This is a genomic window from Parafilimonas sp., from assembly GCF_047606085.1.
Lineage (GTDB): Bacteria > Bacteroidota > Bacteroidia > Chitinophagales > Chitinophagaceae > Parafilimonas.
The window spans coordinates 1-12,105 of sequence record NZ_JASGEX010000048.1 but is presented as its reverse complement, the minus strand read 5'-3'; the positions used below and the strand labels follow the sequence as shown (position 1 = coordinate 12,105).

Sequence of the window (12,105 nt, the reverse complement as noted above, 5' to 3'; positions counted from 1 at the left end):
AGAAGAAGAATGTTTGGACATAGTACGTACTTTACGTATTACAAATAAAATCAAAACCCTTGAAAAAACAAGGGCTTTAAAAGAAAAAATCTTCCTAATACGTATGTCTATCCAAGTTAGGGTTTAACCTTTGCAAATTCGCATCCACGTTTTCTCCCGTTTCCATTTGTGCCAATATATCAACCGTATCCTTGTCCGCAGTAAACTATCCAGATTTTGTAACTGGCTTTGCAATCGGCTATCCTGAAGTAATTGAGCCACAAGCTTTCACGTTTCACGATTGACGATTCACGTATTTCATTCTGCTCTCAAACTCTTCACCGGGTTTGCCAATGCCGCTTTTATGCTTTGATAGCCCACCGTTATTAAAGCTATACTTATTGTAAGCAACCCTGCAATGGCAAACATCCACCAGTTAATGTTGATCTTATAGGCATAATCCTGCAGCCAGTTGTGCATGGCCCACCATGCCACCGGAAAGGCAATTAAAAATGCCAGCACTACCGGTTTTAAAAAACTGACCGATAATAATTTTACAATGCTGGATGAAGATGCACCCAATACTTTGCGCACGCCAATTTCCTTCGTGCGCTGCTCTGCAGTAAATGTGGCCAGGCCAAACAAACCAAGGCAGGATATGAATATGGCAAGAAAAGCAAAAATATTGGCAAGCTTGCTTACCACCGCTTCACCTTCGTATAATTTGGCATATTCAAGATCGGAGAATTGGTAGGTAAAGGGAAATGCCGGGTTCAATTGCCTGCATAATTGCTGCAGTGAAGCAATGGCTTCTTTTGTTTTACCGGCCTTGATGCGCACTAAGATCGTTCCCCAGTTCCAGTTCTCATCAAGCCGCATAATTAAAGGTTCAATGCTTTCATGCAATGAATTAAAATGAAAATCTTTCATCACGCCAATTACTTTGCCTTCATTCCTTCCCCAGGTAATTGTTTTACCAACAGGGTCTTTTAAACCCATTTTATTAACGGCTGTTTCATTCAATAATAAACCAATAGAATCGGTTCCGTAATCTTTTGAAAAGTCGCGGCCACGCTGCATTTGCAGGTTCATTGTTTTCACAAAATCATAACCCACAACACCGTCGGCAAAAGATACCGTCAGGTTTGGATCTTTCCCGGGCCAGCCTATATCGCCTGTATGATGAAAGATTGCAGTGGGTGAATTGCGCATCTTGGAAACATGCACGATAGCCGGATTTGATAAAGCCTTTTGCTTAAAGATCTCATAGTTTTTTACAAGATCGCCTTCAATGGGAATATAAACAAGATTATCACGGTCGTAACCCAGGTTTTTTGTTTGAATATAGTTGAGTTGCTTATACACAACCATCATCGCAATCACCAGAAACACACTCATTGCAAACTGGAAAACCACCAACACCTTTCTAAAGAAAGTTGCACTCCAGCTAAATTTTAAACTGCCTTTTAAAACACGCACGGGTTTTAATGATGAAAGAAATAATGCAGGATAACTGCCCGCAACAAATCCTGTAACTATTATTAAACCCGGTATAATAACCCAGAAAGAAGACTGGTTAAATGGTAACGATAATTGTTTGCCTGTAAGCTGGTTAAATGCCGGCAAACTTAATGCAGACAGCAGTATTGCAATGATGATGGAGATAAGCGTGAGCATAATGGCTTCGCCAATAAACTGAGCGATTAATGTGGAACGCAAAGCGCCTGCAACTTTTCTTACGCCCACTTCTTTTGCCCGTTTTGCAGAACGCGCCGTGGCAAGGTTCATGAAGTTGATGCAGGCAATCAGCAAAATAAAAACAGCAATAATGCTGAAGAGATTTACATATTCTATCCTTCCTCCATCCAAATAACCGTTTTTAAAATTAGAATGCAGGTATTTTTCAGCAAAAGGTTGCAACGCCAGTTGCATTATAAAGCTTTTATCTTTTTCACGATAGTTATAAATAAAGTCTTTTATTTTTTCCTGTACTTTGGCTGCATCGGCGCCGGGCCTTAATTGTATAAATGTTTGTGGATCGGTGTTACCCCAGTTATGCACCCAGGTATTCTGTTGCACAAAATCTGTCCATGTTCTTAAAAAATCAAATTGTAATGATGAATTGGAAGGCACATCATCAAACACGGCCGTTACTTCTAAATCTTCCTTATTATCAAAACGGATTATTTTATTGATGGCGTTTGATGCATTGCCAAAAAAAAATTCCGCCATGTGCTTTGATATGGCAATGGTATTGGGTTCCTTTAATGCAGTTATTGTATTGCCCTTCAGTAAAGGATAGCTGAACATTTTAAAAAAATCTTCCCCGGCAAACATGCCGTTCATCTTTGCTATCTTTTCCCCCTCACCTGAATGACTCAGTCGGGCAGGTACTTCAAATGTATTGCCGCTGCCTGGCGGCGCTGCTGATTCAAGCCCGCTTGCATACTGAATTGCAGGAACGGTTCTTTTTAATTCTTCCGCCAGCAGGCCCTGTGTGGAATAGCCGGCATCTACCCTGCCATCAAAATAATTACGTTCATATACCTGGTATAAATACCTGCCATTTGTATGAAATGCATCAACATTTTTTTCATCATTTACCCAAAGCATTATCGTTAAACTACAGGCCAGCCCAAGGGCTAAACCCATAATATTGATAATAGAAAACCCTTTGCCGCGAATAATATTTCGCCATGCTGTTTTTACATAATTGCTGAACATGACACTGGGAATTATTGAATTAATAAATATTGTTTTTGGTTAAAGTGGGACTACCAATTACTTCATCTTTTTTTAAACAATCCGGATGCCATCAATAAACTAATTTGTTTTCAATGAGTTAGACAGATGCGTTTGAAAGCAAATGTTCGAAATCGTACAGTAATATTGTATAAGCGTACAATTGAAGTATCTGCGTGCTATGAGCTTCAGACTGCAAGCAATGGGCTTTGGGGTTTTTATTTCGTCAAGCGTGAATCAATATCATTTACTTAAGACAAATATTCAATGCTCAACACTCAATATTCATTTTTCGGGACATTTACACTTGAACATTGAGCATTGATTATTGCATATTGAGTTATAGAAATTAAACCTTAAGTAAGCGATATTAACTGACAATTCACTTCTTGTTATTCATGCTCACGCTCTGCGAGGCGAGGACGCCTCGCAGCTTTGTTCTATCGCCTCCGGCGATTTTTATATAATCCCATTCATCCTTTAATCCCCCCCAATCCTGGTTCAGACGATTATTCGCTTCGCCTAAGCTTGATAACAGTAAGCCTGTGCATTAACAGCATGATTAAATAGGTACCATCAAATTCAAACCAGCGGCGTGCAAAATTTGCATTGTTTTTGGCATGATGATGATTGTTTTGAAACAATTCACCCATCAATAATATACCCCACGGCGACGTATTTTTTGAATGATCCCCGTTATTATAATTACTGTACCCATATTTATGGCCACACCAGTTAACGATAGCGCCCTGAATAGGGCCCATTAAAAAATGAATAGGCAATAGCAAAAACCACCATGCGTTTGGCGCAAACAAAATATACACTGAAGTATAAGCCAATCCGAATAGTATCCTTGTTATCATGCTATGACCAAGCTTATCAAGCTTATTCCATGAGGGCAGATACTCTTTTGTAAATTCAGGGGCAGGCTTGTTTTTTCCTGTTGCCAAAGCATGAAAAATGTTTGCCGTATGGATCATCATCCGCCATATGTCTTTAAAGAAGTGGGGAGAATGCGGATCTTTATCTGTATCGCTGTAGGCATGGTGCATACGATGCATTATGCCATAGGCGCTTGGTACTAAAAAGGAAGAACCTTGTACAAGCCAGGTAGAGAAATAAAAAAACTTTTCCCATGTTTTAGATGTGGTGTACATTTTATGGGATGCATAACGGTGCAGAAAAAAAGAATGAAAAAAAAGCGAAAGAAACCAATGTGTAAAAAAGAACAGAATAATGATCAACATAGTATATAGCTGAAATTAAAATTGCAGGCCGTACTTTTTATACGCCTGCAATTAGTTTATTTATAAATCTGGTAATTAAAAAAAACGGTTACGTGAAAATGAATTTCTTCCGCCACTCCTTTCTTCTCTTTGCCTGGCCACTGAAACAGAAAGCGCACGGCCCTGTATCTCTTTACCGTTCAGGCCATTTAATGCAGCATTACCATCTTCTTCAGAAGGCATTTCTACAAAGGCAAAACCACGGGGACGATTGGTTTCCCTGTCCATGATAATTTTAGCAGAATCAACACTGCCATACTTTGAAAATAAATCTTTAAGGTCTTCTTCACTGGTGTGAAAACTTAAATTGGAAACATACATGTTCATAAAAACAATTTTTTTTAAATTAATAATACTTGAAGGAAGTAGAAACAAAAGTGAGAGAAGGATAAAATTTACTTTGGCAAGTAAAAAATAAAATTATCTAAAGTATGCTTTTACAGCTCAATTAAAACGAAAGTAATCTTTTAAAAGGAAGAATAACAATAAACTTTGTTAAGACAGCAAAACTTATGTAACCAGATAGGCCTTAATCACACTGATAGACCTGCGCAATAGCTTTCAAAATGAATTTATAACAGCGCGGTCTATTTTCCAGCCAATTAAAATATATAGTTTAATACCGTCACTCTTTAAAAAGCGCCTTCCGCCGATGGATATGTAAATGCTATTATGTTTATGTAAGAAAGCTTACCTGCATAAACAGCACGCTTAAAATTATCTTCTTAATAAACCACCCCTTTAAATAATATCGTGCCTTATGGATTAATTAGGTTATATTTACCTGCATCCATATTATCAAAGGGTAATAAGTTCTCTCTGTACTCATTCATCGTTAAATATGCCTCTCTTATTTTCTTTCCTGTGAATGTCTTATGACGAATAGTTGATGCACTAATCTATAAATTACCCGGATAAGGTTCTGATTTTTTATGCCCTGTCCAGTAACTTTTTAAATATGAAATTATGATACCAGTTTGTTTGAAGAAAAAAATCCTTTTTGTAAGCACCTTTCCGCCAAAAACAATGCGGGATAGCCAGCTTTACAAATGATCTTATCTGCGCCGTTAAAAATAAGATTGGGGATAACATTTTTATTGAAAACTATGCTTTGGATAAAGAAAGCAATTCAGCCCTGTTTAAATACCCGGTAACCGGTATTTGGGATGCCTATGAACAAGAATCGTACATTGAAACAGCAATGGATATTAATGCTGATGAAGCCATCAGGTTCGTATGTATAGAACATGAATTTGGTTTATACGGAGGTGAACTCGGAGAATATTTACTCGGCTTTTTATCAATGCTTGAAAAACCTTTCGTTATTCGTTTTCATACAGTGCTTCCTAATCCGGCGGCGAAAAGATGGAGCATTGTTAAATCGATTGCTATGCTTGCCGTTAAGGTAATTGTAATGACCAAACAATCCGTTCGCATACTTAAAGAAGATTATAATATAAACGCAGATAAGATTGTTCTTATACGCCACGGAACACATCCTCCCGGCACTGTAGATAAAAACGAACTGAAAACAAAATATAATCTTCAGCATAAACAGGTGCTAACAACGTTTGGTTTGCTAAGCCCCAATAAAGGCATAGAAAAAGGAATACTTGCAATGAAGCAAATAAGCGGTGAACATATCCGGAGTTGGGGCAATCGGCGGTGAAGCGGCTGACTGTATGGCCAAGGCCGGGATTGGTTACATTAGCTTGGTGGACGACCAGCGGCTCAGTGCGCATAATGCTATCCGTCATATTGCGGGGATAGATATGACCGATTAGTTCAAGGTATTTGCGGTGGCGGAACTGCTCCGTTAACACAACCATTATATCACCGTTCATCCGTTGCCATTTAACCTATTCAACTTTGAATACCACTATCTGCCTGATCAATCAGTTTCGATTTCCGCTGTGGCTGATGATTATGCTGAATTGTTCGTCAAAAAAAAGAGCGAAATAAGAAAGAAGCAAAAATCAATTGGCAGTTTACCAATAACAAAGCCAGGATAAAATTAAAAAACTTTATCAGACAATTTTAAATTGACATGACAGTATCTCAAATAATATTTTATTGGCATATTAAGACAGTGAACGGGATGCCCTTCAAATGTCGTCTGTTGCCTATTTTTCCGGCTTAGCCAATTTGTCTTCCAACTTGTCCTTCCTTCTAGTGATAAACAATGCATTAATAACCCTAATCTCTTAAGAATAGAGTAGCATTCGCTTATACGAAGGTATTCTTTTATATTTTTTTGTATATATACCTTGCACTTTACAAAAAAAAATGTAAAGTTTTTTGTAAATTTTATTTCTTTCCGTACTTTTACCAAAAAATTAAAATAATTAATTTTGGATAGACTAACTGCCTATAAAAAGTTCTCTGATAAGAAAACAGAGAACTTTTTATCAAGCCAATGTCTTCTGCCTGGTTCCAAAAAGTCTGCTGATTGTTTTTTAAAACATTTAAAAAACTAATTATAAAAATGGGCACATGATTTAAAATCCCGGAGAATAATGGCGCAGCGAAAAATGGATTAAAAATGCCCTGATAGCAAAATAAGTCTCTAATATAAATTATTACGAACTGACTGTAAAGCTACACTTCATAACTATCGTGAATCTTTTAAACTTTAAAATTAAACTTAGATGAGAAAGTATCATCCTCCACAATTGTTTGGGTTATTATTTGTGTTGCTCTTTTTGTCAATGAAGGGCTTCGCACAAACAAGGCCCCTGACCGGAACTGTAAAAGACTCTGCCAATCAGCCATTGGCTGCTGCAACAATTAAAGTGAAAGACGGTAAGGCAACTACTACTACCGCTGCGGATGGTAGCTTTAAGATTGCTGTTCCGGCAGGCAATGTTACGCTTGAAGTAACCTATATTGGTTATAACCCTGTGGAAGTTCCTGTAGGGGCGGAGCAAACAAATGTGTCTGTTATTATGCAGGGAGGCTCTAATACCATGGGCGAAGTGGTGGTTACGGCCCTTGGTATTAAAAAGCAGGCCAGGTCATTAGGATATGCCGTAGCCACGGTAGGGGCGAAAGATCTAACCGAAAGCGGCGCTACCAACTTTGCCTCCGCCTTGTATGGTAAGGCGGCCGGTGTTAAGGTAACTACTGCGCCGGGCGGCGCCTCCAGCGCTGTAAACATAACGGTGCGTGGCATTTCGTCTATTAACTTAAACACACAGCCCTTGTACATAGTGGATGGCGTGCCTATAAGGCTTTATAATAACCTGGAAGGCAATTTAGGCAGCAATGCCAACAATGATGGTTACTGGAGCAATTCCCGTATCAGCGGCAATGGTGTGCTTGATATAAACCCCGAAGATATTGCCAGCATTACCGTACTGAAAGGCGCCAGCGCTTCGGCCCTGTATGGTTCAGAAGCTACGAACGGCGTAATAGTAATAACTACCAAATCAGGCAAAAAAGGCAAAGGCCTTGGCGTTGACTTTAACTATGTAATAAACCAGGAAAAAGTGGCCTATGGCCCTGATTATCAAAACGAATACGGGCCGGGTTACAGTACTTATACAAATGTATCCAATGGCATTACAGACGACGCGGACGGCTGGATTACAGACACCGATGGCTCTGTGCATCCTTACTACCGTTCCTACCAGGAGTTTGGCCCCAAGTTCGACGGGCGTGATGTAAAATACTGGGATGGCACCACGCGTAAGTATGTGGCGCAAAAAGACAATTACCTGGATTTTTTCCAGACAGGCTATAATTCCAATGCTAACGTTGCCATATCCAATGCAAGCGATAAGGGAAGCTACCGGTTTTCTTATACAAGGATGGACTACCGGAGCATAATGCCGGGCAGCAATCTTAATAAGAATAATTTTAATTTGAATGCCACTTTAAAGCTGAGCGATAAGGTAAGCGTGGACATTATATCTACCTACAATATCAACTTTACCCATAACCGCACTAAGATGCTCAACCAGTTATTTGCCTCTTATGCGGGTTTCTTCAGCCGCATGGATGATATGGATACGTATAAGCGGTTATACAAAACCAGCCAGGGCTATAAATATGTGGGTTATACGACCTCTCCCCAATATGCCGAAGATGAAACATTTACCTACAATATAAGGGCAACCAACTTATTGGATTATTTCTGGAGCGCCTACTCGCAAAGCTATAATGAAACCCAAAACAGGTTTATAAACAGTGCAACCCTGAATGTGGCTTTTACCGATAAGCTGAAGTTCCGCGGGCGCCTGGGCGGTGATTTTACCAGCTTAAGCACTGTTGAAGAAGACAGGAACACCGAGCCTGTATCAGTTGGCAAAACCGGGTATTATGGCATAAGCAATAATATATATGCCATAAAATATGGGGATGTATTATTAACCTATAATAACAAAATTGCCAAAGACCTCGATTTTACCCTTTCTGCGGGCGGCACGGGCAGAGTGCAAAAATACCGCTATCAAACCAGCGGCACCAGCGGCGGCCTGGTAACGGAAAACTGGTTTAGCCTTAATAACTCTGCAAACACAGTTACTACCAGCGCCACCCGGAGCGAGCAATTAGATGTAGCAGCTTTTGGCATATTCGACCTCAATTATAAAAACCTGTTGTATCTGAGCGCTACTTCCCGCTATGAAGCTACTTCAACGCTTCCGGAGAAAAACAACAGTTATTTTTATCCATCATTCAGCGCAGGCTTTATTTTGTCTGATGCTGTAAAACTACCGGACCTGTTTAATTATGCCAAGCTGCGCGCTTCTTACAGCATGGTGGGCAACCATCCCAATATTTATCAGGCCAATGTAGCTTATACCCAAAGTTCTATTACCTATAATGACGGAAATGTTCTATACCAGTATATGGGCGGGTCTGATTTTGGCAACGACGAGATAAGATCGGAAAAAAAGCGGGAAGCCGAATTTGGTATTGAAACAAAAATGCTGAATAACAGGCTGGGTATTGATTTTAGCTATTATAACAATAAAGTATCTGACCAGATACTTTCTGTAACAACACCTTCCAGCACAGGCGCTACTGATTATTTAGCCAATTACGGCGATTTGACCAATTACGGGTTTGAAGCTGCGTTTAGCTATGATGCCATACGCAATAAGGCCTTTACCTGGACCACCCGTTTCAACTTTGCCATAAACAAAAATAAGCTTACCTCGCTGCCAAACGGGCTCACGTCTCTTGTTAACAGCTCACAGGATGGCGGTTATTTAATCATCAGGTCTGCCGTAGGTGCGGCTTTGGGCAATATTTATACCCATCCTGTTGCTACAGATGATGATGGTAACGCCATTATAGACGATTATGGTTATTATACCATTGATGCCGACAGCTATAAATATGTTGGCAACATTATGCCGAAAGTAGTAGGCGGCCTTTCCAATTCATTTACCTACAAAAATTTTGGTTTGGATTTTACTTTGGATTACCGTATCGGGGGCGACCTGGTATCAATACCTACCTACTACCAGATTGGCGCCGGCATGTATGAAAGCACTTTAAAATACAGGGATGCTGCGCACGGGGGCATTGCTTATAATGTTATTGATGACGCTACCGGAGATTATGAAGCATCCTCTTCAGGCACCCGCCATGATGGCGTTATACTGAAAGGCGTTACCTCCGATGGGGAAACAAACAGCAAGGTTATTTTAGCTGCTGATTATTACATAAACACCTACAACTGGGAAACAGCAGGCTTATATGAAAGGGCAGTATTTAAAAACAGCTATATCAAATTCAGGGAAGTTACGTTAAGCTATAACCTTCCTAAAAAATTAGTTGACAAAATTCATTTTCAAAACATACAGTTTGCTGTTATTGGCAGAAACCTGTTTTACTTATGGAAAACCCTGCCGTATGGCATAGACCCCGAGGCGGCAGTAGGTTCTTCCTGGCTTAGCCAGGGCTTTGATATCGGCGCTGCTGCACCCACAAGAAGCCTGGGCGTAAGCCTGCGCGCAAGCTTTTAATTTAAAAAGAAAGTAAAACAGAATTAAACAACAAATAATTATGAAACGACTATTTATTATAGCAGGTTTAGTTGCAATGCTTGGCGGCTTGTTTTCTTCCTGCAAAAAACAACTTGCGGATGATTATCTGGACCCGGAGTCAACCACCACCGGCACCCTGGGGCGTTTATTTACGGCTATGTTTTTAAACGAGCGCATACATCCTACGTATTGGGACTACAGAACTTTTATACTGATAACCACAGCCGTTAATGCACAAACTGCGGTTAACTATCCCAGTTCCAGCATGTGGATCCCCAATTCAACCTATGGCGAAAACAGGTGGACAGATTTTTATTCAGGCAGCCCGGGAATTTTAAACCAGTACCTTGAAATGAAGACCACGTATGCGGCGCTTACCGAAACACAGCAGGAAGAACAGTATGTATATCTTGAGCTGGCCAAAATTGTAATGTTCGACCAGGCCGCGCAAATGGTGGACCTCTGGGGGGATATTCCCTTTTCCGAAGCCGGTTCCCTTAATACAGACAGGGTTGCCACCAATCCCGCATTTGATGATGCAGCCACTGTTTATTCAACCATAATAGATTCGCTGGCAAGCATTAACACTTATCTTGCTTCTGTTTCCTTAACATCGGCAGTGGAAGCAGATGTGGAAGCGCAGGACCTGATTTACGGAGGCGATCTTACATACTGGCGCCGTTATGCCAATTCGCTGCGCCTGCGCCTGCTGATGCGCATTTCCAATTATGACGAAGCAACGGCAAAATCTGCCGTTACAACCATGCTGGCAGACGAAACAACATACCCGCTTATTGATGATAATGAATACAATGCAGTGTTCAATATGAGCCCCACTGATTACGTTAGCAACCTGCTGAGCGCCTTTACAGAAGGCTACCCTTATGCACCCGCTTACCTGCTCGATACGGTTATGGATGCGAACGGAGACCCCCGTACAGATGTATTCTGGGATAAGCCTATAGACTCTTACAAGGGTATCCCCACGGGTGCTGGAGCCGGCGTATATGATACTGCCGCAGGTTATTATGCCACATACGATTCCGCAACATTTTTGTATAATTATAATGTGCCCGGCGTATTGTTCACTGCATCAGAAACCGATTTTCTTAAAGCGGAAGCCTACGAGCGGTGGAGCCTGGGTACGGCCTCCACGCCTTATTATGCAGGTATAGAAGCCTCCATTGATTTTTACTACGATATTAACCAGTCCCGCGTGCTGAGTTCCGGGTCTTATGCTACCGTTACGTCACCCACGGATTCTGCTATAACGGCTTATGAGGCTAAAACGGCCATAGCTTACAGCGGCACCAGTACAGAAAAGCTGGAGAAAATTTACACCCAGAAGTGGGAGCATTTTTTCATATTACAGGCCGGCCAGGCCTGGGCAGAGCTAAGAAGAACAGGTTACCCGACACTCACTTTTTACACAGCCGGTTCATCTGCTTCCCAGCCGCCAACACGGTTGTTGTACCCTTCTACTGAAACCCTGTATAACACCAATTATTCCAGTGTTTCAGCCAGTGATACCCGCGATACAAAAATATTCTGGGACGTTAATTGAAAATGAATGTAAATCATAAACCCTAAACCCTGAAAAAGAAGGCTGCAATGGCCTTCTTTTTCGTTTTAAAGAGGCCAAGCCAGACCCATAAGAGGCCTTTTTGAAAAGATTTAATTTAAGATACCCAATTTACTTGCAAATAAACCTGAATAAAAAGAATTGCTGTTTTCGGTATAGATTTCAAAGAATTAACCCAAGTAAGGTTGAGTTAATTGAATTTTTAAAAAAGTTTTTTTTGAAATTTAATAAATTTTTCTACTTTTATGAAACACACACAAATCTGCTTGAACAAGTCTATTGTTTATAAAAGAGGAATCGTCAAAGAATTGTTCTTTAGCGGAGAACTTTCTATCAGCGACATTTCGGCTATTTCCCAAAAAAGCCTGCCAATCGTTGGGAAAGCGCTTAATGAGCTCATTGCCGATGATTGGATAATCGAAAACGGGTACGCTGTTTCCACGGGTGGTCGCCGCCCGCAGATGTTTTCCCTTGCGCCCGGTAATTTTTACATCGTTGCCATTTCCGTTGACCAGCATGT

The 12,105-nt window shown here is 40.6% G+C and carries 7 protein-coding genes and 1 pseudogene; 5 read left to right on the top strand and 3 right to left on the bottom strand.

The features are described from left to right. Window positions 1-297: 297 nt before the first annotated feature. The 3 genes from QM629_RS04035 to QM629_RS04025 all read right to left on the bottom strand — a co-directional run bounded on the left by QM629_RS04035 (window position 298) and on the right by QM629_RS04025 (window position 4,334). On the bottom strand, window positions 298-2,703 hold the full coding sequence (locus QM629_RS04035; protein WP_415157443.1) for an ABC transporter permease: 2,406 nt from the start codon (window positions 2,701-2,703) through the stop codon (window positions 298-300). Window positions 2,704-3,230: 527 nt separating this feature from the next. Further along, window positions 3,231-3,968, bottom strand: coding sequence for a fatty acid desaturase (locus QM629_RS04030; protein WP_415157441.1), 738 nt, complete (start codon window positions 3,966-3,968; stop codon window positions 3,231-3,233). 75 nt (window positions 3,969-4,043) lie between these two features. After that, window positions 4,044-4,334 (bottom strand): RNA recognition motif domain-containing protein, encoded by a 291-nt coding sequence (locus QM629_RS04025; RefSeq protein WP_415157439.1) that lies wholly within the window; start codon window positions 4,332-4,334, stop codon window positions 4,044-4,046. A 784-nt stretch (window positions 4,335-5,118) separates the two neighbouring features. Between QM629_RS04025 and QM629_RS04020 the strand changes: the two genes are divergently transcribed. From QM629_RS04020 to QM629_RS04000, 5 genes and pseudogenes are all read left to right on the top strand, one after another. Next, a complete protein-coding gene (locus tag QM629_RS04020) occupies window positions 5,119-5,676 on the top strand; it encodes a hypothetical protein (RefSeq protein WP_415157437.1) in 558 nt (185 codons plus the stop codon). A 13-nt stretch (window positions 5,677-5,689) separates the two neighbouring features. Next, a complete protein-coding gene (locus QM629_RS04015; RefSeq protein ID WP_415157435.1) occupies window positions 5,690-5,791 on the top strand; it encodes a hypothetical protein in 102 nt (33 codons plus the stop codon). 864 nt (window positions 5,792-6,655) lie between these two features. After that, the gene (locus QM629_RS04010) at window positions 6,656-9,982 is read left to right on the top strand and encodes a SusC/RagA family TonB-linked outer membrane protein (RefSeq protein WP_415157433.1); all 3,327 of its coding nucleotides are present in this window, start codon (window positions 6,656-6,658) and stop codon (window positions 9,980-9,982) included. A gap of 40 nt (window positions 9,983-10,022) precedes the next feature. Further along, window positions 10,023-11,567, top strand: coding sequence for a SusD/RagB family nutrient-binding outer membrane lipoprotein (locus QM629_RS04005; RefSeq protein WP_415157431.1), 1,545 nt, complete (start codon window positions 10,023-10,025; stop codon window positions 11,565-11,567). 263 nt (window positions 11,568-11,830) lie between these two features. Beyond that, window positions 11,831-12,105 (top strand): annotated as a pseudogene (locus QM629_RS04000) (sugar kinase); the annotation flags it as partial.

Excerpts from the sequence above, each read along its gene's own strand:
- QM629_RS04010 (WP_415157433.1), top strand. The coding sequence starts at position 6,656 with ATGAGAAAGTATCATCCTCCACAATTGTTTGGGTTATTATTTGTGTTG.
- QM629_RS04035 (WP_415157443.1), bottom strand. The coding sequence starts at position 2,703 with ATGTTCAGCAATTATGTAAAAACAGCATGGCGAAATATTATTCGCGGC.
- QM629_RS04025 (WP_415157439.1), bottom strand. The coding sequence starts at position 4,334 with ATGAACATGTATGTTTCCAATTTAAGTTTTCACACCAGTGAAGAAGAC.
- QM629_RS04005 (WP_415157431.1), top strand. The coding sequence starts at position 10,023 with ATGAAACGACTATTTATTATAGCAGGTTTAGTTGCAATGCTTGGCGGC.
- QM629_RS04030 (WP_415157441.1), bottom strand. The coding sequence starts at position 3,968 with ATGTTGATCATTATTCTGTTCTTTTTTACACATTGGTTTCTTTCGCTT.
- QM629_RS04015 (WP_415157435.1), top strand. The coding sequence starts at position 5,690 with ATGGCCAAGGCCGGGATTGGTTACATTAGCTTGGTGGACGACCAGCGG.